Raw genomic sequence first — 23,115 nt, 5'->3', positions numbered from 1 at the left:
AATGTTTTACTAACAATAAACATAGGCAATTATTATGTTTTTCCGATAACTATTTTGATAACAAATAAATTTTTACCCTGTGGGAACTTGACAGTTTTATTTTACTATCTCTACACTATTCCTGCTGAGATAGGCACCATTAATCACTTTTAATGGTTCAAGATTGAATCTATTAACGAAGGAATTGTTATGAACAAAATCAAATTGACAGGTGCAGCATTGGCTGTTGGTGCGGCTGCAATGTTTTCTATGGCTCCAGTATTCGCTTCTTCTGCTTCTGATGCCCAGACCGTTCAATGTAAAGGTGTTAATGCTTGTAAAGGTCAAAGCGCTTGCAAAACTGCAACTAACGCTTGCAAAGGACAAAACTCTTGCAAAGGTCAAGGTATCAGCAACATGACTAAAGAAGAATGTCAAAAAGCTGGTGGTACTGTTGTGGATGCATCAGACAGCAACAACAATAATAACAACAGCAGCAGCGACAATAATTCTGACAGTTCTTCTCAATAATATTGAAATAATAAGCTAGGTTTATATAACCTAGCTTATTATATTAAGTCTAAATAATGATTTCTCACAAAAAACATAATTTACCTTATCTTGGTTTTGGTCTTGGATTAAGAACTGAGCATTATGAGGAAATTTTAAAGCAAAAACCGGCCTTAGACTGGCTTGAAATAATTACAGAAAATTATTTAATCCCTGGCGGAAAGCCATTGTATTTTTTGGATAAAATTCGTCAGGACTATCCTATTGTCATGCATGGAGTTTCTTTATCTATTGGTAGCTCAGATCCTCTTGACTGGGATTATTTAAAGCAATTAAAAGATTTAGCGAGGCGTGTAGAACCGCAATGGATTTCTGATCATTTATGCTGGACCGGAATTAAAGGCCTAAATATGCATGATCTGCTTCCTGTCCCCTATACCATGGAAGCAATTAAACATATTGTTGCGCGTATTGATACGATTCAAGATTATTTGGGACGACAAATCTTGATTGAAAATGTATCAAGTTATTTAAGTTACAAAGATTCAGAAATGAGTGAGTGGGAATTTATCTCCGAAATAGCTAATCGCGCCGATTGTTACTTATTATTTGATGTTAATAACATCTATGTCAGCTCTGTAAACCATGATTTTAATGCGATGGATTATATTAATACAGTACCTGCCCATCGTATTGCTCAAATTCATTTGGCTGGTCATTCTGATTATGGCAATTATATTATTGATACACATGACGCGCCTGTAATCCAACCTGTTTGGGATTTATATGCAGAAACAATAAAACGATTGGGGCCCATCTCCACCATGATAGAACGGGACGATAAGATTCCGCCATTAGCAGAATTGTTAGACGAACTCGAAACAGCCAAAAACATTGTTAATAAAACTTTTGCTAACGAGTTAGCATTATGAATAAGTTACTCGACTTACAAGAACAGTTTCAGAACTATTTACTTAATGGTCAATCCAATATTAAACAAGGCATAGTCGATTCTGAAAAAATACCCGCCACTCTTCGTTTAAATATTTATCTTGATGCCTATCGTACTAGATTATTAGAATGTTTGGCCAATAATTATCCTGTCTTTAAAAACTATGTCGGCTCAGAGTCCTTTTATGAAATGGGTAATGATTATCTGGAAAAAAATCCCTCCTCCTACCGTTCTATTCGATGGTTTGGTGACAATTTTAGTCATTATTTAAAGACCCAGGAGAAACATGCTCTGGCCGAGCTTGCAGAATTTGAGTGGGGGTTAACCCTGGCTTTTGATGCTGCAGATGCACCCGTGCTAACCATCGAAGAGATGGCGGCAATTTCACCTGATTGCTGGGCGAATATGACTTTCACCCCACACCCATCTCTACAGCAAGTTCATTTCTATTGGAATATCGTTCCTATATGGCAAGCGGTTGCCAACGAACAACAACCAGAAAACTTGATAGAAAATACAAAGTCAGTCAGTTGGGTAATCTGGCGAAGTAATTATCTAAGTCGTTTTTATTCTTTAACTGAAGATGAAGCATGGGCTATAAATGCGATGCTTCAAGGTGCAAGTTTTGGTGAAATTTGTGCCGGCCTATGTGAATGGTTTAGCGAGGAAGAAGTTGGCTTACAGGCAGCTTCATTATTAAAAAGTTGGATACAATCAGGATTAATAGCAAAAATTAAACTTTAATAAGGAGTCATTGATGAAACAAAAGGACATACTTGTTGCTTCAGCTATCACCGCTTTCTTAACGCTTATAACCGCAAATCCCGTCCTTGCCAGTCAACAATCATCACCCCAAGAAACTGAAAAATGTTATGGCGTTGTTAAAGCGGGCATGAACGATTGTGCAACAGCTACCTCTTCGTGCGCCAGTTCATCAACTAAAGATAATCAAGCAGATGCCTACATTTTTCTTCCTAAAGGTGTATGCAACAGGCTTGTAGGGGGAAGTTTAACTGCGGAAAATAAACAATCCTCGTCTGAACAGCAATAACAATTGCAGCGGATTAAACTTGGGCATGAGAATCTTTCCTAGCCTGATGTGAGAAAGCGTAATCAAGGCTAAGGAATAGATTTCGTATTGCTTATGAAGAAGAATTAGATTAATTGCGGAGAACGCTGTTCATCAGAACATACACAACATGCCGGTGCACTATTTATCACGCCACCAATTAGATCAATGGTATTAATGATTGGACTAAACAGGGCTGCAACAGCAATAACAGCTGAAATAAGTAGCATTGCACCTGTCCCTTTCAGATTTTCTAAAGAAATTTTAACATTCCCAGTAACCAAATTTCCAATAGCCTTTAAAAATTCAACTCCCGCCATTAATGCTACTACAGCAGAAGTTATTCCTAATATTGGAAGATCTGAAATAATTGATGTTGTTCTAATAACACCATTTCCAGAACTCGTAAAAGGCTTGAAAAAAAAGGAAGGCATAGGTTTTTTTGAATCCTCAAATATTTTTTTTGATACTATTTTTGCAGTAGTGCCTAGAATTGGTAAGCTCATAAATTATCCTACATTTGAAAAATCGTGGACGATAATAACACAAAATTAATTTTTTTTAAACACATGCTGGAGGCAATTATTCTAGATACTGCAGCAAACCTTGGTCTTTATTTCAGATGTAAAAAAAATAGAACTAGCTGAAAGAGCAGAATGAGATTAATATTACATCCTACAATCAGGGGTTTGATTAATAACATTTTCAAGTTCATTTAATTAAAAGGAGTTAACGAATGATACGAAGTCTGAAAAATGCTTTGCTACTATGCTCGTTGCTACTACCGGCTTCTTTTCCACTTTTTGCGGCAGAAACTCTCACGCTTGACAATGAACACAGTTATGTTCTCTGGCATGTGAAACATCTGGGTTTTTCAACACAATCTGGAAAATGGTATGTCAATGGGACACTCATTTTAGATAAAGATAAGCCCGAAAATAGTCAGGTTAAGGCCACCGTTAACGTTGCAGACCTCATCACAGGCATACCTGAGTTAGATAAGCATTTAAAAGCAAAACTTTTTTTTGATGCCGCACGCTTTCCCACAGCAACCTTTGTAAGCAATAAAGTAGATGTTCTTTCAAAAAACTCAGCTAAAGTACATGGCACCCTTACCTTGCGTGGTGTTTCAAAACCAGTAACTCTGGATGTTGTCTTTAATAAAGCTGGTAAAAATCCAGTGAATGAGCGCATGACTGCAGGTTTCAGTGCTACCACCACGATAAAACGTTCAGATTTTGGCTTAAATGCCTTTTTACCCAATGTAGGTGATGAAGTAAAAATAGAAATTGAGGCAGAAGCTTATAAAGCAGACGATGCAGCCAAAACAAAACCAGAAGATAATAATGCGGCTAAAAAATAGTGAAAACCATTATGGGTTAATTAGCATTAGTTTCCACTGGCTAATAGCACTGCTGATGATTGGGCTTGTTATACTGGGCCTTTATATGGTTACACTGCCTATCAGTTTGCAGAAACTTAAGCTTTATGGTTGGCATAAAGAATATGGTTTCCTGGTTTTAGGCCTTGCCATGCTTAGACTACTATGGCGCCTAATCAATGTGCCCCCCAATTTATCACTCCCTGCCTGGGAAAAATTTGCGGCACGTGCTGTTCATTGGACTTTTTATGGATTGATGTTTGCTCTGCCAATTACTGGATGGTTAATAACTTCCGCAGCAGGACTACCTGCTTCTTTTTTTGGACTGATTACTTTACCTAACCTCGTAGCACCGAGCGAAGAATTGCGAATCGTGTTTCAAGAATTACATGCCTGGTTAGCCTATGGTTTAATTGGTCTTATAGGGCTTCATACCGCAGCAGCTTTGCAGCATCATTTTATCAATAAAGATGATATTCTCCGGAGAATGATTTCATGAGTACGAAAATTTTTAAAAATACACTAATCTTATTCTGTTTAATCATCACTTCAATCATTCATGCTGCTCTTACAGAGTGGGAAATTATTCCTAATGAAAGCACACTGCGCTTTACCGGCACTCAGAATAATGCGCCAGCCTCAGGTGAGTTTAAAAAATTTTCAGGAAAAATTTTAGTCGATCCCGATGACTACAAGAAAAGCAGCATTGACATTATTGTGGACATGACATCCCTTTCAACTTCCTATACTGATATAAAAGAAACATTAATTACTTCTGACTGGTTTGATATCAACCGTTTTCCTACTGCTGAATTTAAAGCATCGAATTTTAATAAAACTGGCGACAAAAACTACGAAGCTAACGGAACCCTGACAATCCGGGATAAAACAGCACCAGTAAAATTAATATTCACTGCGAATCAAACCTCGGCTGATAAAGCGCTCGTTGAAGGCGAAGCAACTTTAAAACGCAGCGTTTTTGGTGTTGGCCAAGGCGAGTGGGCGAGTACGGATGAGATTAAAGATGAGGTGAAGGTTAACTTTAAAATCGTTGCTAAAAAGAAACCTTAATTTCTAAGTTTTTATTTTACATAAATCACAGGGTTTCTATGACTTATTTAAGCACACCTAAACTAAGTATCCATACAAAAGGATTTTAAAGTCATGCAGGTGGATTTTCTCGATGTTATTTTAGCATTTTTTGAAGGCTTTGCCTTAATCCTTTCTCCCTGCATACTTCCTATCTTACCTATTGTTCTCGCCGGCTCTCTAAGTGGGAGCAAGAAACGGCCCTTTGGTATTATTACGGGATTTGTAATCAGTTTTAGTTTATTTGCTTTTTTTTCACGCCAGCTGGTCCAATATTCTGGAATCGACATTAATCTAATCCGTCATATTTCCTATGGCATTCTTTTATTACTTGGCATAGTCATGCTGTCTACGTATTTAAGCGAAAAATTCAGTTACTTCGTGCAACGCATTATAGGAACAGGCGCAAATTTATCGCGAGCCAATAATCCCCAAGGAGGGTTTGTTAGTGGTATTTTTTTAGGAAGTCTAATTGCAATTATCTGGACTCCTTGTGCAGGGCCTATTTTAGCAGCAGTCATTGTACAAACGGTTTTACAAAAAACGACAATCATAAGTTTCTTTACGTTACTTAGTTTTGCCTTAGGTGCTGCAATACCGATGTTAATTATTGCCCTGTATGGCATAAAAATAATTGAAACCTTTCGTTTTTTTAAGACAAAAGCCTCCCTTTTTCGTAAAATTTTAGGGGCCATCATTATTGCTGCTGTGAGTTATATGATCTATCAAGAGACCGCTTTATCCACTACAACAGCACAAACAACGATAAGGACTGCGACTACCTTGCAGGAAGGGTTATGGATTCCTTATAAAGCCCCGCCTGTTGAAGGAATAACGGCCTGGATTAATTCGCCATCATTACAACTGTCCGACTTAAAAGGGCATGTTATTCTCATAGATTTTTGGACTTACTCTTGTATTAATTGCATTCGCACATTGCCTTATTTGAAAGCATGGTATGAGAAATACAATAAACAAGGCTTCATTATTATTGGTGTTCATTCCCCTGAATTTGATTTTGAGAAAAATTTGGCTAACGTTAAAAATGCTGTAAAACGTTACGGCATTAACTATCCGGTAGCCCTTGATAATCAATTTGCAACGTGGCGAAATTACAACAACCATTATTGGCCAGCACATTATTTGATTAATAAAAATGGTGAAGTAGTCTATACCCATTTTGGTGAAGGGAATTATGACGTCACCGAAAATAATATTCGATATTTACTCAATATAAACGAGCTGGGAATGCCCACGATGTTTACTGAGGAGCGCTATGCGTTTACTGAAACACCAGAAACTTATTTGGGATATGAGAGAGCGAACCCAAATTTAAGCCCCACACTCATTCATGATAAAACTACTCAATATAATTTTCCTGCACAACTACCGCCTAATGCATGGGCCCTACAGGGTGCCTGGACCATTGCGCCCGATAAAATTATTTCTGCAGAAAATAACGCCCCATTAAGAATACATTTTAAAGCTCGCAAAGTTTTCATTGTTATGGGAAATACCACTGCCCAGCCCATTCAAGTGAAGGTACTATTAAATAATAAATTAGTTAATGCGAACAAAGGAGCAGATGTAATTGACAGCACCATCACTGTTAATAAGCATTCAATTTATGAAGTATTATCATTTACACACTTTTCTGAAGGAATACTTGAGGTAATTCCGAGTACAGCAGGACTGGAAGTCTATACCTTTACGTTTGGCAGTTAATTACAGCAGTTCTTTACTCGTTTGAATGCCCCCTTTTAGGGAGCACGCAATTATTGGTTTAGTATTTACGCACAATTAAATTATTTTGGACCGTTTTAACACCCGGCACCTTCAATGCGATATCACCAGCAGTATCACTTTGGCGAATTGTTTTTACATATCCGCTCAGCATGACATTACCTTGATGGGTTTCTACATGAACCGGAACATCAACTAAAATTCTGTTTCTCATCATTGCCTGATTCACGGAAGCAGTAATGGCATCGTCAGAAGAACGCGGAGAGAAGATACTCTCACCTGTAATTGTTTGTTGGCAACCAACCGTAAGAATAAAACCAATACCAACTAATAAAATGCGATAGTATTTTCTCATTATTTCTCCTATTTCAAGCAATCACGCATGATCCACTTCGGCCTGACAACTTAGCAGTAATGTCGGAAAGTTGCAATTCCAGTTAGAAATTCTATGGATTAAATTTTCATATCTGTTTGCTATGCTTTCTGTTCAAGCAGCATGTGTAAATGTTCAATTTCTCGCAGCAGTTCGAGAGCAAGCCCCGCTCCTGCTAAATTAACCCCTAAATCTCGATTCAACCTTAAAACGGTACGAATATTACGGATGGCTTCACTATCAAATAGCCACTCATTTTTTTCATCTTTTTGAGCATTCACGATACCCTCATCAATAATTTCCAGGATGATTTCTTTGGAAACGCCAAATGAATAGGTTACTTCGCGTAACGATAAATAAAACCAATCCTCACATTCCAAAGCGGCAGGTTGCTCATTTTCCTTAGCCATTACTTGCTCCTAAATTTTCTCGAGGATTAAATTTGATAGTGTCGGCGAGTTGCTCATACAATTTGTTGGCTTGTTCATTTTCAATTTCCGGTATCACTATCTGCAAAATAATGTATTGGTCGCCCGGTGGATTGCCTGGCAACCCTCTCCCCTTAAGGCGCATTTTTTTGCCCGATTGTGACAACTTTGGAATTTTTAAATTAACCTTTCCTCCAAGAGTAGGCACTGCAATGGTTGCACCAAGAGCAGCTTCCCACGGTGCAATAGGTAACTGCAAATGAATATCCTTTTTATGAAGATGAAAATAGGAATGGTGATGAAAATCAATTTCAATATAAAGATCGCCTGCTTGATTACTCGCGCCTCGTCCTCCTTGCCCTTTCAAGCGGATTTGCTGTTTATTCACTATTCCCTTAGGAATTTTTACCTTCACCGCACGAGCTTCATAACTTACATTACCATGGCGATCGGTTACAGGAATTTGCAGTTGCAAGGTCTTTTCAGCCCCATGGTAACTTTCCTCAAGGGTAATATTCAGTTTTGCATGAATATCTTGGCCATGATCATAAAAAGCATGCTCTTGATGAAAGCGCTCTTTGAAAATACTATTTAGGAAATCTTCAAAGCCCGCCATATCTTCTTGTTCATAATGTTGATATTGCTGTCTTCCAGCTTGCGGATTATAGCCTTGTCCTTGCTCCTTCCAATATTTACCATACTGGTCGTATTTTGCTCGTTTTTCAGGATCTTTTAATACTTCATATGCCTCGCCTAATTCTTTAAATTTTGCTTCAGCATTTGCTTCCTTGCTCACATCTGGATGGTACTTGCGCGCAAGTTTGCGATAGGCTCGCTTGATATCTTCAGGGCTAGCATTTCGCTCAAGCCCCATAATTTGATAGTAATCTTTGTATTCCATAACTTAATTATTAGAAGGTTCATCCTTCTTTGTAACGGTTGCAGGAGAAGTTGTCAATTGACAGTCTCATTACAGATGCTTTAATTCCTGATACAGTGAATAGGAAGAAATTTAAATAAGGTTAGGGGATGTCCCGGGTAATTCTACCCATCAACCCTGGTATGCTATCTAGTAACAATAGCTGCTAACAAGTATTGTACAAAGAGAAAGATACCTACATTCTGTAAAGAAATAATGTTCCCCATAAATTTTATTATATTTTTTACAAATTGTACTAGATTCTTAATATTGCCTTAAGAATTATCCGATATGTTATGACGGTTGTAGTTTTATTTAGAGAAGTATTTCATGATTAAAGTTAACATATGGTTTTCTACTGCAAACGTTTTTGGCAAGCGTATTAAAAGTGCTATAGGTTCATTTTTTGCTGGGACTTTCGATGAAAATGCTGGCCATGTTAATTTTACATTTACAGCATTAGAAGGTTCAGCTACCTTTGATAAATTAGAAAAAAACCAAGAAGGCTTCAGGGTTGAAAAAACAATGATGCTGGTTGGTGAAAAAAGAACAAATCTCAGTGTAAAAGGACCTACGCAAGGTAGTCTTAAATTTTGGCAGAATAGAAGAGAGAGAGCTAACATTCTTACGTATAGCTTTTGGCCAGAACAGACACCAAGTGCAGCAAGTGCTATGCAGGACCTCTTGCACTTAGCGCATCTAGCGCCACCCAGTAAAGGAACAAAATCTGAGATGCATAGTCATGAAGAAGACATGGTATGCGAATCCACAAAACGAGATATCACTGACATTAATCATCGTATCAATTTAAAGAAAAAAGGCATCATTTCACCTCTACAGCAAGAAAAAAATAAAAACATGCAAATCTACTATGAAGCAGAGAAGCTTGAAGTTGCTTTGGAAGAGAAAATGCAATGCCAGGAAAAAATTGGCAAGAAAAAAGAACTCGTTGAAGAGTTAGTCAAGAAAAAACAAACCTTAACAGAGCAATATTCATTACAAGAAAGTGAACTCTTACTACAGCAAACACTTCTTGAAAAACAACAAAGAGAGAAGCTTAGTAATAAAAAATTTATTACCTTAGCTTTAAATTATATGGCCAATATTCGCAAGCCAGATGATAAAACACTTCAGGAACGTACTAGACTGCAAGCGCAATTAAGCTCGATTGACTCTGAAATAACAGAGATAGGGCAAAAATTAACAACCTTGGCCTCTACCTTAGAAAGGTTAGGAGTCACGCATGGTGATGCTATCAATGACATAGACAATCAATTACAAGCAGCCATGACTGACATTAACCGCTACCAGAACGTTTTGCAGGAGTGCGAAAAACTGATCGATGGCAGAACAATAAGCAAAGCCACTGGATTAAGAGCTCGCTATAAACAAGGTGTTGATTTAATTCAGCGCGAAGAACAATATGAGTACTCTAATAAGAAAACTCAAGGGGTGGGAGCAGAATATTCTGTAGAGCTACCTACAAAATCGAGCGGATTACCGTACTATTTGGATGACGATCTTGTGTTAGAAGCGATGAGCGTAGAGCAAAAGAAAAACTATAGCCTGATTCTTCGCAATTGTGCTGTGAGTGCTAAAATTTGCCTCTTAGCTGGTCTACAACCGATTAAAGAAGACTTAATAGCAAAAGCTGGTTTTAAAGAAAAGGATTTTCGCATACAGAAACCTGAAACTCCCAAATCAATGAGAACCTGGCTGAAAAAATTGGAAAAAGGTCTTGACCATTTGAACAAGCTCGAAGCTCAAGCCAAAGTACAAAGGGAAAGCAATCCTGCTGACAATTCTTTCTGCATATAAGCATCAAAATATCGATAGCTCTTGGATTGAATTCAAGAGCTATTTTTTTTCGCCCTTGCTATGTAAATTATTTGCAGAAAGCTCTATTAAAATATTAGTCATTGACTCAGAGGATAATGGTTTACTTAAGAAAAATCCCTGTACCTCATCACATTCTTGATCTTTTAAAAACTTAATTTGATTTTGATTTTCAACCCCTTCAGCTGAAACTTTAAAATTTAAACTACGTGCCATTGCAATAATAGCTTCAATAATCACTTCGTCGCTGCGTGATTGAGAAATATTTTTAACAAAAGATTGATCTATTTTTAAGCGATCAATATGGATTTGTTTTAAATAATTTAAACTCGAATTACCAGTACCAAAATCATCAAGAACAATTTTGACTCCCACTTCTTTTAGTTTGTGAATCATTCGTTGAACCTCGATATTGGTAATTATTACGTTTTCAGTAATTTCAATCTCAAATAATTCTGGCTCAATTTGGTGTTCTTCTAAGATATCTTTAATTGTCTCTGCAAAATTTGCTTGTTTTAGTTGTTGGGTAGCCACATTAACAGCCACTCTAATATCCGGTAACCCCTGCTTACGCCAAGTTACCATTTGCTTACACACTTCACGGATAACCCATTCGCCCAATGGAACAATTAATCCTGACTCTTCCGCTGCAGGAATAAATTCCAAAGGCAAAACAACACCCCTTTTAGGATGTTGCCAACGAATCAATGCCTCAAGTCCCAATAGATTTTGATTTTTAATGTCGAATTGAGGTTGATAAACGATAAAAAATTCATTGTTTAAAAGGGCATGCCGTAATTCAGACTCCTGCTTCAATTGTTTATTGCTTAGTTGATTTAACTGTGGTGTATAAAATTTAAACTGATTTCTGCCTTGTTCTTTTGCCTGATACATTGCCAAATCAGCATTTTTTAAAAGAGAATTTATATTTGAACCATCGGTGGGATAAATGCTAATGCCAATGCTGGTAGTTAAAGTAAATTCCTGACCTGAGATATGCAGAGGTTCATTAAAGGCACTAAGAATTTTCTGCGCTACCGTGACAACATTCTCTCCTTTAACTAAGTCGGGAATAATTATTACAAACTCATCTCCTCCTAGTCTTGCAAGCGTGTCTTGTGCTCTTAGCAATGAGGAAAGTCGTTTCCCTACTTCGCGTAAAACTTCATCACCAAACTCATGTCCTAAGCTATCGTTAATTAATTTAAAACGATCCAGATCAAAAAATAAAATAGCGAAATAATTTTTTTGCCGCGAAGCGGTTGTTATAGCATTCTGAATTCTATCATTTAGCAAGACTCGATTAGGTAGATCAGTCAGGGAGTCATGAGTTGCCTGATGTTCTAATTCTTCTTCCAAAAATGCTCTTTCCGTAATATCTCTAAAACTCCAAACCCTTCCTACCGTGATTTTATGAACGCGATGTGGGTGTGAGTAACATTCAATAATTTTTTCTTCTTTAAATTTAACAACCTGGAGGCTTGTGTTATCAATATCGCGATGTAACTTTTTAACTTGTTCTAAAAATTCTTCAGGTTTTCGCAATTTGCCAGCCATGTACTCCAATAACAGGCTTTCATTTTTTTGTTTGAGAAGTAATTTAGGAATGCCCCATATTTTGCTAAATTGTTTATTAAAATCAATAATTTTTCCTTCTAAATCAACCACTAAAATACCATCAGTGGATGATTCAATCGTGGCGCGCAATAACGATAGTGACTGTTGTAATGACTCTGTTCGTTCAGCAACTATCTTGCGCAAAGATTCCGTGTGTTTTTTTGCTTCGCGTGCTAATAGCCATTTTCTGGTTAGTGCACAAGCAAGCTGCCTAACAGCAACTTTATCAAAAGGTTTTTTTAGTACCAATAAGTTATCGCTCATTCCTAATTTTGAAACGGTTTCTTCCCAAGAATAATCAGAATAAGCTGTACAAATAACTACCTGGATATCACTATCAATTTTCCACATGCGTTTAATTGTTTCAAGTCCATCCCATCCTGGTGGCATACGGATATCAACAAAAGCAAGTGCGTAGGGCGTACCAGCCTCGGACGCTTTTTTAATTTTTTCCACGCCTTCTTTACCCTGCTCAGCAGTATCTATTTTAAATTCTGGCAACAGGTTATCTTCTCTCGATAAAGAACTACTATCTTCACCAAATAATTTTTTATCCAGAATATTAAATGATTTTGATTCCTGGGTGGTGGTCAGAACTTTAATAAAATCCTGATGAATCGCCGGATTATCATCGATAACCATAATGCGGAACTCTATATCACTCATTAAACACCCCTTTATCTTTGGAGCTCACTGGCAAAGTCAGAGTAAAGATAGCTCCCTGTCCTATTCCTTCGCTCTCAGCTTTTAATGAGCCACCCATATCTTGAGCCGATAACGCACAACTATGTAACCCAAATCCATGACCATTTGGTTTAGTTGTAAAACCAAAAGAAAAAATACGCTGCAGATTTTCGGGTAAAATTCCCTCACCATTATCAACAACCATAATTTGCAATTTATGAGCATGCTCTTTAACAATAAAGTTGATCTGCTTTTTTTTATCGATTGTATTTTTTAAAACGGCATCTTTAGCGTTTTGAATCAGATTCACCAGGATTTGCAATACTTTTGATTTGTCAGCAAAAATAAAGGATGAATCACAATAGTCTTTCTTGATTCTAATTAGCTTGTCTTTGACAGGATTTGAGGACATTTGTAGCGCAGTTTCAATTACTTCGGGAATATAAATTTTCTCAGCAATACTTGAAACACCGCTAAAAGCTTGCTGCATAGCAACAATATCTTTTATATGTTGCAAATCTTCATCAAGATTTCCTAATTCCTCGATATTTTTCTGTTGTTCTTTATCCAGAATCTCCCCTAAAGCAATAAGGTATTCGGGAATTAGTTTTCCTCTTTCATCTTTGGTTAAAAATTCTTCTATTTGATTTTGATGCTCCTTCATTAATTCAATGATTTTTAATAGTTTTTGATAATAAGGTTGCGACATACTGTCCTTGAGCATGTTCACTGAAATATTTGAGCTGTTCAGGATATTTCCTATATTATGTAAAACTGACGTTGCTATTTCTGACATGCCTGCTCGACGAGCAGTCGTTAATAATTTTTGGCTCAATTCCTTGATCTCTTCCTCATTTTTTTTATCTCTATCAATATCAATCAACACACCTGTAAGTTGATGTTCCTCTCCCTGGGAGTCGACAATAATTCGATACCATCGATATTGTTCCAAACGATCTTTAATTTGCAGCTCATAAGTACAATTAATTTGCTTTTCTAAAGCTTTCTTGACTAGATTTTGCAATTGCATGCGTTGTTTTGCATGAACTAACTCAATAAATCCCTCTAGGGAATGGGCTGTATCTGAAGCTAAATCAAGCAAATTATAAAATTCTTGCGACCAATAAATACGGTTAATCTCTGCGTCATAATGCCAATAACAAAGACGGGCAATATGTTGCGCACGTTCAAGTTTTTCATTTAACCCCATCATCTCTCGCGATGAAATATCCATCGATCGCTCAAGTAAATAACGTTCTTGATCAGCTTCCTGGTAGATTCTATTTAAACGCAAAACAAATTCTTGCCATTTATCAGCATCTGGTGGCTTATCGATTGTAATTCCAGTTCGATTTAGCTGCCTTTGTAATAACTTATGCAAGTCCATAGTTCATTTTTACCTATGATTCAAAATAAGTCGTTAATGTCATGGTTTGATTATGCAGTTTGCAATCCCCAACCCCTGCCGGAGATAATTCACCATAAGAATAAAAACCTACCTGGGTTGAGTTAGCAGGTAATGAATCTAGTGTGGATTCAGTCTCCTCCTCTGTTCTCTCTCCCAAAAGCAAACGCCTCCCTACACAACTAATACTAATCGCCAGTATTGGACCATCCTTTGCTCTACCGGCAGGTTTTAATATTCTTTTTCCTGCTAATTCGCCTGCTTCACTCGCACTGGTTATTAATCGATCAAAATTTGCTCGCATTAATTGCGCATGGTATCCCAATGGCATATCGCCAGCGAAAATGAGAGCCTGTTTTTTTTCGTCAACACCAAGAATCGTTCGCACCAGAGATATCGAATCTTTATCCCTCATATCTTTAATTGCCAGAGGATACAATAGACCAGAAGCAGGTAACTCTGCTGCTCTGTCGCCTAAATATTCTTTATACAAGGCTAATGCAGGTTGGTTATCTAATTCATACAATATATTTCTCTCTGAACGAGTAATTCGTCGTGCCGGACCAAAGATATCCCATCCCCCCTTGGAGGCATGACCAACATGAATATGATCACCGTAAAATCCTACAGCCACGATATGATTTTTAAGAATTTCGCCATCAAATAAAGTCCAGGTTTTATTGAAATAGCTATTATCCCCTGCTAATCCGCCAGTAATTAGTGGTTTAGTATCAGTAAGTGCAGCATTGAGTCCATTAACTAATTCTGAACCATTCACATGAAGCCCTTCCGATAAAACAAAGATATTTTTCAAATCAGCACTCCGCAATTGGCGACTTATTGATTCACCCGCAGTAAAAGAATCCTCAACTTTATTGACCTCTGCTTTTACGATTTTAATAGGGGTATCTTTAAGTTTAATCACAACAACGGTGAGGCTTTTATCAAAAATATTAGGGCCTAAAATTTCTCCAGCACTAGAACAACCAATCATTTTAGAGTTTTTATAATAATTCCTTAATTGGTGAATGGGTTCCTGGAGATTAAGAAACTCCGGCGCCGCAAAAACGAGCACTAATGTTTGTTTTGAATCAAGTTCTGGAAAACGTTGTACATTCCATCCTTTCTCTATGATGTACTGAAATGTTCTTAATTCCATTAGTTAATTTCCCATCTTTGTTTCATCTATTTAAATATAGCTTTTCTAAAAGAATAGTAAATATACATATAGAGTAAAATAAACACAAAACCATTCACATATGGCATTATTTAAAATAAATTTAACATTTTTTTTACAATTAATTTTCCCTTCTTAACACCCTCTTAAGTTTTCTAAGATATTCTATTTTGGAATTTAGTGGTTCTTTAAGTCACTTTTAACACACGGATTTTAATGCACGGATTCGCTTATTTTTATAGAGATAATTTATGACTATTCATGTATTTATCGGCGCGGGTCCTGCAAATCTTCATCGTGCATTAAAAATAAAGAAAATTGATCCTACGGCGCAGCTGATTTTTATCGATAAACGTCTAAGACCAGAAACCCAGGATATTGATCGAGTAAAAGCGCGAGCTAATATTTTCCGCTTTGAAAACGAATACGTCACTAAAAAATTAATTAAAGATGGTGTCAAGTTAGAGGGTCTAATTCATGAACGTGACTTTTCTGTTTCGCAAGGATTTCAAAGTGGTGATGATAAAGTTTTTTCAGCGAAGCGTTTTTCACAAATTCAAATTCGTGATTTACAACTGGCTTTTTTAAAAACTCTATTTGCTTCTGAGGGTCCCAAACCTTTATTGATAGCTGATGATGCTGATGTGCAACATCACCAGTCGGTTGTAACGAAAGTCACCAGTATCTTAAATCATCATCTTGATGAACTCGATATTGATACTTCACATAGTCAAGATATTCAAATTCATGTGGCGACAGGTGCTATTAAAGAACCCGAAACAGAGCTTGAAAAACCGACGGCAGAAATTATTTATCCCACAAAAACACAATATTGGATGCCAAATGCTACAGATGATGTCAAAGCAATGACTGTTACCCCCTTACATGGAACAACTACATTTGTTATTACAGACAGATTAACTTGTGATCAATTAAAAGGTAATCAACGCTCTTTAGACCTTACCCCATGGCAACCTGCATTAAAAGAATTTGGTTGGACGCTTGTTCGTCCTCCTCGTATCCGGGTGTTTTATGCCAATGATATTTTATATATAGGGGCCGAAATACCGGTAACTATGCATAACATGAAAGAAAAAACGGAATACGAAGAGGCCATTACTGAGTATACGCGCACGATAGCCCAGTTAGTATTTCCTGATTTAGATATTACATCACTGCCTGTCAATAAACATTTACGCTCCAGGTTTCCGACTGACAGAGGTGAGCGTGGCGATGTCATTGCAACGTTTGACTTGCAAAGTGAGTCTATGAATGACTTACAAGAATCAGAACACTTGGTTGTGGATAAAATCCAAATTGATCAAGTTACTATTTTTCATCATGGTGATGCTCGTTATTTACCCCATTACCAAACAGGGAGTGGTTTTGTTACAGCGTTTTTTCAAAATGAGCTGTATGCTGAGATTTTTAGCTGCAAGACATTTGCTGACTTGCTAACACTCGCTAAAAAGAAAGACCCAGCCGTTTATAAAGATATTAGCGCTATAAAACTTAAGGAAACTTATACCAAGTTGGCTAATGGTGATAACAAACTTGCCCTGGAAGCTTTTCAGAAAGAATTATTTATGGCTTTTTCCAGAGATATTATTGAAGAAAATAAGCAGAAAGTCGGTCGCTATTTAAATGCTCTTCATAATCAGGAGCTGGAAGCATTTAAAAATATCGACACACTTACAGAAATACTGAATCTTTGTAATAAGCACCTAAATGTAAACCTGGATATAAAGCAATTCAAAGGCATTGATCCTAGAGTTGTCGTCATCCAGATATTAAAAATGGATAATATTAATTTCCTACGTGCAGTTTTGCCGCAAATACTTAATGCGGATCTAACTTTGCTTAGTGATAGACAAGTAAAAAATATGCGGGATATGCACATCCTGGATTATGAAAATAATTTAAACCTTAGTGGCCAAAAATTGCAAAATCAAGTCAATACAGTAAGACAAATATTAAGACACTCTCTCACGACAGCAGTTGCCGACAAGTTAAATAATAAGACAGGTGAGAATCTAGAAGCAAATTCACTACAATTTCTCTCTGAAATACTCGACAACTTTAAAGGTGATATCGTTATTCAAAATATGCAAAATATGATTGAGCTTAAACCAGAGGATATACAAAATAGCCTTAGGGATATAGTAACCAGCTTTGAACTCAATACAAGACTACATCAACGTGCTGCAATCTCCTTTTTTGAGGGTAAACATAGTAAAACCATTCATCAATTCGTTAAAGATTTACGCGCAATAATGACTACACATGCCCAAAATCCAGAATCAATGCGCCTTCATGCATTAACTACAATTCTTGAGTTTAACGATACACTTCAAGAGGGCCATTCCCGCAGAACACTAGAAGCATTACAAAACATTACAAAGGAAGTCTTCCCACCTCCGCCTCCTGCCATGATTGCCTAAACTTTATTCAACACCCCCCTTAATGGGGGAACTTTTCTTTAATGAAATTTTGTTTTAATTCAATACCATTTAACTATTAGTTGACTAATTAGAACTCTTTTTGCTTGCTTTCTTTGATTATTTATGATTACTAATAATCATATAAGGAAATATATGCACAGAAAGGAGCCGCAAATGCCACTCATCGATGGAGTTGAAGTATCAAGTGTTTCTCCCGACAAGCATGAAGTAGAGATGGAACTTCTAGTCTCAAAACAAGCCGAGCCTCTATCTAAGGAGGATACTCGGCATGAAGCAGAAGTGGAATATCTACTCTCTAAGCAAGCCGAGCTTGTATCTAAACAGGATGATCTCGCCGAAATTGCTGCTAACCAGCAGAGGCTTGGGCAAATAAAAGAAAGCCTGGGTACAATTATCGATACAATGCAACAAAATGATAGTTTATTTTCCCGAGCAGCTAACTTTTGGGGTAATCTCCCCCTTTGGCAAAAAATTGTTGGCGGTATTGTCCTAACTGTCCCTACTTTAGCTGCTGGTATTGCCGCCCATATAGGGATCTTATTGGCCATTAGCGGTGTAACGGTCGTTGCTTACACAGCAAGCGGTATTGTATTAGATGATCACCATACCTGTAATAAAAATGTTGCTGATAGATTAAAAGCAGGCATTTTTAATTTGGCTGATATTCTCGAAATTACTATTGCTGCCCTCGATAGAATCCGTGAAAGTTTAGCAAGAGAAATCGATAGATTTCGGTCTGAAAACGAAAGACTTACAAAGAGTCTCAATACTTTGGAAGGACAAGTAGAATCGTTAACTGATCAAGTTGAGCTATTGGTTGCTACCGAAGAGCTCTTAAGAGAGTCTAAAGATAAACTCGAACATACAACTGAAGAACTTCAAAAAACTGTTGATATGAATGATATTTTGCTTAAAGCCACTCATGAAGAACTAACAGCAATCAAAAAAGAATATGCAGTCAATAAGAATAATTTATCTGAGAAAGTTAAAGAATTGGCAGAAGTACGTACAACCCTGGGCCTTGAAATTCAAAAGACAAAACAGGTTGCTGCAACTTTAAACGGTGCTTTACAATCTTTATCCAGTACGGTTATCGAAGATGGTGAACAACGTAAGAGTTTTCTGGACAGGTTAGAGGAATTCTTATGTGACGAAAAAGCAAGTTTTGCTAATGTTGCCGAACGCATTTGCGGTGCTGAACGTGAACTGGTACTTGTTAAACATGAACTTGTCTTTGTTAAAGAAGAATTAAAGAACAGCAATGCACGTTATGATCAGCTCAATATACGGTATGATCAATTATTGCATCGACAAGAATTACAAGTGGATAGGCTAGAAAAACTTGAAATGCGCAGAGCCATACCTGACACGCCACACACAGCAACCCCCAGTCAGGTAGGGTTTTACGCAATAAAAACAAAATCTATTCCTATAGAAGGGGAAAAAACCCAAGAGCAACCAGTCCTATAACCTACTCTGTTTCAGAGGAGTTAAGAATCCAATTTTTAACTCCTCTTTCTTATCTTAAATCATCCTTGACAGCAAACTATTGCAATTTTTATCATTTCTTGTATTGTTTAAGGCCAATTTTTCATAGAAGTAAGCCATGTCTAACAAAATTTATACTTTTTTTCTTTGCTTCTTTCTCATTGCAAACGCAAATGCAATCTGTGTCACGAACGAGACTGAGTTTCAGCTCTATTATGAAATTAACAATCAAAATACCGGTTGCTCTTCGCCAAAAGTTAAATTTCATAGCGGAATTTTACAACCCAACCAAAAAAATTGTCATGCCCATTCACAAAATGAAGGTGATGATTGGCGAATTTATCGTTATGACTTGATTAAAATTTTTAAAATTAATTCTCAGGGCGAAAAGGAAACCGCTTGCGTTAAAACTGTCGAGGGAATTTTAAATTCATTACAAGTTAGTTATCACTCCTGGTCAAATACTTGGTGGTGTCTTGATAGAAACGATGACAGTGATTAAGTCTCCTCCTAGACTGTCATCCTGAAAACAGCTCATTATTTTTCAGGATGACAGCAGGAAGTTACCATAATTTTTTTGATTGCAATATTTATACAGCTTCTTAATAATTCATTAAGTTTGCTCTTTTATAATTCAATGCAAAACTCTGAAGATTAATCTGCAATTGCTCTCTTTAATTAATGATCTAATTCAATTTGAAATCTATTTGCGTGGTGGTGCTTCTAAGCACCTAAAGACCCATTTTCAATATTACGCTCAAAACTTAAATGAATTAAAAAAAAACTATCACCAAACAATTGTTAGCTCTCAACCCGAAATTACCCTAAAAGTTAAAAGTATTTTACAGAATTTAAATATTCCTCCGGAAAAATGGGATGAATATTTAAATCTCACTGTTTATAACCTGTTATTGAAATTACACCATGATGGTCATCCTCAAATTTCTTATATTCTTGAATTAATTGATAATAAGACCGCCGTAAGTAAATTAAAGCTCGTGATAGCTGGTGGGGTGATAGTTACTCTTATAGCCTCACTCTTGGCGCTTCCTGCCTTTTATGGTGTTTTACAAACAATTGGAAACTTATTAATTTCGGTAATTGGTTTGCCTATTCTGGGACTTATTTTTAATGTTGCAAGTACGATTTTTTATTTTTATCAAAACCATGTTGATCCGAAGAAAACTTTATTTAACCGCTTACGAGATAATTTTTTTCTCCTGGCGAATGCATTTGTTAATATCGCTGCCTACAGTGTTTGGATAGCAGCTTCAGCACCCATGACTCCTTTAGTAGCAGGATTATTTGTTCTGGCTTCAGGTATTGACGTTATCAAAGAAGTGGTTGCTTTGATTCAAGAAAATGCTCGTTTTCGCAATAAACCACCCCTTCATGACGCATCACCTTTACTTGTCCATCAAGATTATATTCGTCAGTCTTATGGTTTCAAAAAACATAAGAAGGCTCTACTCATTAATCTTGGCACTTCCATTGTATTACTGGCAATCATGGCTGGGTGGTGCTTTATTCCTGGTAGCTTGCTTGTAAGTATAGGTGCAGTCGCTTTAATCGGTATAACCTATGGAGTGAAGCATTTACTACTTAAAACGAATGAATTAACAATAAGAGAGCAATTACAAGTAGAGTTACGTGAAAAAGAACGCGTCTATATGCTCGATCATGACAACCTCAATGAACCGCTTATTTCACCGGCTTTATCCTTGTTAACTTCAGCCATCCCGGCAGAAAACCAGCTAATAATAGAAGAAAGTCCTCCAATTTCAGACATAACAACCGACCCCGTCCATGTCCCTGATTTTCTCCTCAATGGTTCAGAATCTTTGTCTACTGCTTTTAAACTTTAAACCCACTCTTTAGCATGCTCTAATTTCAGCAACAAGCGAGTCTAATTTCTCAGTATTAGCTTTATGAGTTAAGGATTTATGCGGTTTAAACAGCCTTGGTGAATAATTTTCTTGACTTGACTCTATAATCCGTTGCCTTTGAGAATTTGTTTGTTCAGTTGTAACGGAACGTTCCCTAAAAGTCGATTTCAAATCTTGAACCATTTCTTGAACAGCACGTTGTAAATGAGGAAAATCTTCCTCTAACGCTGCTTTAAGAGCATTATATTCACGATTACCAGCTTCCTCTAAGCGTGCCAATACAAGCTTAGGTACCTGTTCATATCCTAAATTGATATTGCTATGAATATCATACCATTCCAGACTAAGGGTATGTCTTTTAAGAAGATTTGCTTTCTTGTCGGCAATTTCTTCTTGTAGCAAAATCCCTTCCTGCTCTCTTACTCGGTAGGATGCTTCAATTTCATCACAACGCATTATCTCTTCAATATAAAAATTTCTAACGGCTAATGCGTCTACCTCATTTTTAAAAATAGTTAGCATACGCAGATTAATTTGAAACTCAGGTATTTCAAACGCCCCACCATAATAAGCTTCGCGCAGAGCCTTATAAACATGATCTTTTAAAGCAACATATTTGGTTGCTAAGGCTAATCCAACAAATAAGGTGGGAATTAAAACCACAGTAAATGCTAATTCAGGGATTGCTAATGGTGCCAATAAAGCAGCTATAAGGGTTACAAAAGCAGCAATAACCAACAACGGCATCGTGGTTCTTAAAATTTTTAAATAAACATTTTTCTCATAAAATGCAATATCTCGATATTCCTCATAAAGCGGAAAAAAGGGTTTAAATAAACTAGACAAAATCGTTTTAGATTCTGTGATTTGATCGGCAGCGCGACCATAATTATACAAATCGAGAATAGCCAAAAAAGAACTTTCATTTTGCGTAGAAAATCCTGTTGCTTGAATAAATGCATGTGCATCCGCTAATCTATTTAAAAATTCCTTTGTTTTCTCAACTGTTTTATTTTGCCAAAAAAGAGAAGAAAGTGAGCCAAGGAATTCTTGTGGCGGATGATTAGAAATCTCTCTTTTTTTATTGTTAATAAACAATAACGTGCGGTACAATTCTTTAGTAAAGTCAGCTTGGTATTTTGTAAACCATTTGTCAATATTCAGCACATTTTCCTGTTTGAACGCTGACATAATTTTCTTAGCTAATCTCTTTGCTTGTGCCAGGTTAAAATCCAAAAATGTCACATAATCAAATTGTTGTTCAGTTATTTTTTGCAGATGATAAAAAACAAGATAGGTTAATCCTTGTTCCTCAATGGTTGGAAAATCTACCTGTCCCTCGTTCAATACCTCCCGGTATTTTGTTTGTAATCGCATTAATATGCTCGGGTCTGAATGCAGCCAAGGAAAAACTCTAGCTAATTGTTGCGTTCTAGCTTTAAGTTCTCGCAATTTAACCTGTATTTCCTCTTCTCTTTTTTGTTGTCTCTTTTGCTCAATAATTTCTCTAAAAGGCGCCATGTCTTCAGATGTATTCAGCTGGGTCTGCCACCTATTAATCAAGATACTTTTCTTTGCATAAAGGGCATCTACTCTCTGATTATGCTCAAACAATAATCTCGTTTTTTGCCAGGGATCCATTAGAGAAAATTCGTCATCTTCTTGTTGAAGTTGATGGTTGATAGGAATAATTTCCAATAAAGCATGGGAAAAAGAAGCGCTGGCTAAACTATATTCTTCGTTTTCCTCAAGCAACTCAAAATCAGAATATGCTTCTGGTAAATGAATTCGAATAATTTCAATGATGAGATTTTTGTATTCTTCACTTGTGGAAATTTGTGAAATAATTCTTTCTTTTTCATTGTCAAATTCTTGCTTTAATCGTTTCTTTTCCTCATCAATTCCAATAAAAATATAGCGCCAAAAAGAGACTGAATTTTGAAAAGCATTTAGAGATTTTTGTGTATTTTTAACCACATCTACAAATTGTTTACCAACCAAAGAATTTTGGAACTTCTCCCTAATTTCGTCGGAAAGGAGTTGATATCCAGGAATAAACCGATTAGCAACATCTAGAAAATTCATGAGATTTATAGCCAGTAGAAATAAGGTGCATA

The 23,115-nt window shown here is 36.7% G+C and carries 21 protein-coding genes; 13 read left to right on the top strand and 8 right to left on the bottom strand.

Annotated elements, in window-relative coordinates:
• Window positions 1-189 precede the first annotated feature (189 nt).
• From bufA2 to bufA1, 4 genes are read left to right on the top strand one after another with little or no spacing between them, the layout of a single operon-like run.
• On the top strand, window positions 190-510 hold the full coding sequence (bufA2, locus tag PXX05_RS02080; protein WP_275089398.1) for a BufA2 family periplasmic bufferin-type metallophore: 321 nt from the start codon (window positions 190-192) through the stop codon (window positions 508-510).
• 56 nt (window positions 511-566) lie between these two features.
• On the top strand, window positions 567-1,421 hold the full coding sequence (gene bufB / locus PXX05_RS02075) for an MNIO family bufferin maturase (protein WP_275089397.1): 855 nt from the start codon (window positions 567-569) through the stop codon (window positions 1,419-1,421).
• Window positions 1,418-2,185, top strand: a complete 768-nt coding sequence (locus PXX05_RS02070) for an HvfC/BufC N-terminal domain-containing protein (protein ID WP_275089396.1) — start codon at window positions 1,418-1,420, stop codon at window positions 2,183-2,185. The genes bufB and PXX05_RS02070 overlap by 4 nt, the downstream gene beginning before the upstream one ends.
• A gap of 13 nt (window positions 2,186-2,198) precedes the next feature.
• Window positions 2,199-2,492: a BufA1 family periplasmic bufferin-type metallophore gene (gene bufA1 / locus PXX05_RS02065; RefSeq protein ID WP_275089395.1), complete on the top strand. Its 294-nt coding sequence runs from the start codon at window positions 2,199-2,201 to the stop codon at window positions 2,490-2,492.
• A gap of 104 nt (window positions 2,493-2,596) precedes the next feature.
• On the opposite strand, the gene PXX05_RS02060 is transcribed toward bufA1, so the two are convergent.
• Complete coding sequence (locus PXX05_RS02060) at window positions 2,597-3,016, bottom strand: hypothetical protein (protein WP_275089394.1); 420 nt, start codon at window positions 3,014-3,016, stop codon at window positions 2,597-2,599.
• 230 nt (window positions 3,017-3,246) lie between these two features.
• Between PXX05_RS02060 and PXX05_RS02055 the strand changes: the two genes are divergently transcribed.
• From PXX05_RS02055 to PXX05_RS02040, 4 genes are all read left to right on the top strand, one after another.
• Window positions 3,247-3,873 carry a YceI family protein gene (locus PXX05_RS02055; protein ID WP_275089393.1) on the top strand — a complete coding sequence of 209 codons (627 nt, stop codon included), beginning with the start codon at window positions 3,247-3,249 and terminating at the stop codon, window positions 3,871-3,873.
• A complete protein-coding gene (locus tag PXX05_RS02050; protein WP_275089392.1) occupies window positions 3,857-4,390 on the top strand; it encodes a cytochrome b in 534 nt (177 codons plus the stop codon). Before PXX05_RS02055 ends, PXX05_RS02050 begins: the two co-directional genes overlap by 17 nt.
• Entirely contained in the window at window positions 4,387-4,962 is a 576-nt protein-coding gene (locus tag PXX05_RS02045) for a YceI family protein (RefSeq protein ID WP_275089391.1), read from the top strand. The genes PXX05_RS02050 and PXX05_RS02045 overlap by 4 nt, the downstream gene beginning before the upstream one ends.
• A 93-nt stretch (window positions 4,963-5,055) precedes the next feature.
• On the top strand, window positions 5,056-6,705 hold the full coding sequence (locus PXX05_RS02040; protein WP_275089390.1) for a cytochrome c biogenesis protein DipZ: 1,650 nt from the start codon (window positions 5,056-5,058) through the stop codon (window positions 6,703-6,705).
• Between the two features lie 58 nt (window positions 6,706-6,763).
• Here the strand turns inward: PXX05_RS02040 and PXX05_RS02035 are convergent, their stop codons facing one another.
• The 3 genes from PXX05_RS02035 to PXX05_RS02025 all read right to left on the bottom strand — a co-directional run bounded on the left by PXX05_RS02035 (window position 6,764) and on the right by PXX05_RS02025 (window position 8,425).
• Entirely contained in the window at window positions 6,764-7,078 is a 315-nt protein-coding gene (locus PXX05_RS02035; RefSeq protein ID WP_275089389.1) for a BON domain-containing protein, read from the bottom strand.
• Between the two features lie 119 nt (window positions 7,079-7,197).
• A complete protein-coding gene (locus PXX05_RS02030) occupies window positions 7,198-7,506 on the bottom strand; it encodes a chaperone modulator CbpM (protein ID WP_275089388.1) in 309 nt (102 codons plus the stop codon).
• The gene (locus tag PXX05_RS02025) at window positions 7,499-8,425 is read right to left on the bottom strand and encodes a DnaJ C-terminal domain-containing protein (RefSeq protein WP_275089387.1); all 927 of its coding nucleotides are present in this window, start codon (window positions 8,423-8,425) and stop codon (window positions 7,499-7,501) included. The genes PXX05_RS02030 and PXX05_RS02025 overlap by 8 nt, the downstream gene beginning before the upstream one ends.
• A 348-nt stretch (window positions 8,426-8,773) precedes the next feature.
• Between PXX05_RS02025 and PXX05_RS02020 the strand changes: the two genes are divergently transcribed.
• Entirely contained in the window at window positions 8,774-10,261 is a 1,488-nt protein-coding gene (locus PXX05_RS02020; protein ID WP_275089386.1) for a hypothetical protein, read from the top strand.
• Window positions 10,262-10,300: 39 nt separating this feature from the next.
• On the opposite strand, the gene PXX05_RS02015 is transcribed toward PXX05_RS02020, so the two are convergent.
• From PXX05_RS02015 to PXX05_RS02005, 3 genes are read right to left on the bottom strand one after another with little or no spacing between them, the layout of a single operon-like run.
• The gene (locus PXX05_RS02015) at window positions 10,301-12,562 is read right to left on the bottom strand and encodes an EAL domain-containing protein (protein ID WP_275089385.1); all 2,262 of its coding nucleotides are present in this window, start codon (window positions 12,560-12,562) and stop codon (window positions 10,301-10,303) included.
• Window positions 12,555-13,967, bottom strand: a complete 1,413-nt coding sequence (locus PXX05_RS02010) for an ATP-binding protein (protein ID WP_275089384.1) — start codon at window positions 13,965-13,967, stop codon at window positions 12,555-12,557. Before PXX05_RS02010 ends, PXX05_RS02015 begins: the two co-directional genes overlap by 8 nt.
• Window positions 13,968-13,980: 13 nt before the next feature.
• Window positions 13,981-15,144 carry an FIST signal transduction protein gene (locus tag PXX05_RS02005; RefSeq protein ID WP_275089383.1) on the bottom strand — a complete coding sequence of 388 codons (1,164 nt, stop codon included), beginning with the start codon at window positions 15,142-15,144 and terminating at the stop codon, window positions 13,981-13,983.
• A gap of 269 nt (window positions 15,145-15,413) precedes the next feature.
• Between PXX05_RS02005 and PXX05_RS02000 the strand changes: the two genes are divergently transcribed.
• The 4 genes from PXX05_RS02000 to PXX05_RS01985 all read left to right on the top strand — a co-directional run bounded on the left by PXX05_RS02000 (window position 15,414) and on the right by PXX05_RS01985 (window position 20,977).
• Entirely contained in the window at window positions 15,414-17,603 is a 2,190-nt protein-coding gene (locus tag PXX05_RS02000; RefSeq protein WP_275089382.1) for a hypothetical protein, read from the top strand.
• Between the two features lie 174 nt (window positions 17,604-17,777).
• Window positions 17,778-19,094, top strand: a complete 1,317-nt coding sequence (locus PXX05_RS01995) for a LegC2/C7 family Dot/Icm T4SS effector (protein WP_275089381.1) — start codon at window positions 17,778-17,780, stop codon at window positions 19,092-19,094.
• 136 nt (window positions 19,095-19,230) lie between these two features.
• Complete coding sequence (locus PXX05_RS01990; protein ID WP_275089380.1) at window positions 19,231-19,614, top strand: hypothetical protein; 384 nt, start codon at window positions 19,231-19,233, stop codon at window positions 19,612-19,614.
• A gap of 163 nt (window positions 19,615-19,777) precedes the next feature.
• Window positions 19,778-20,977, top strand: a complete 1,200-nt coding sequence (locus tag PXX05_RS01985; RefSeq protein WP_275089378.1) for a hypothetical protein — start codon at window positions 19,778-19,780, stop codon at window positions 20,975-20,977.
• A gap of 9 nt (window positions 20,978-20,986) precedes the next feature.
• Here PXX05_RS01985 and PXX05_RS01980 read toward each other — a convergent pair whose 3' ends face one another.
• A complete protein-coding gene (locus tag PXX05_RS01980; RefSeq protein ID WP_275089377.1) occupies window positions 20,987-23,083 on the bottom strand; it encodes a hypothetical protein in 2,097 nt (698 codons plus the stop codon).
• Between the last annotated feature and the right edge of the window lie 32 nt (window positions 23,084-23,115).

Source organism: Legionella cardiaca (genome assembly GCF_029026145.1).
Lineage (GTDB): Bacteria > Pseudomonadota > Gammaproteobacteria > Legionellales > Legionellaceae > Tatlockia > Tatlockia cardiaca.
The sequence above is the reverse complement of the archived record's forward strand: the minus strand, read 5'-3'. Positions and strand labels throughout refer to the sequence as shown.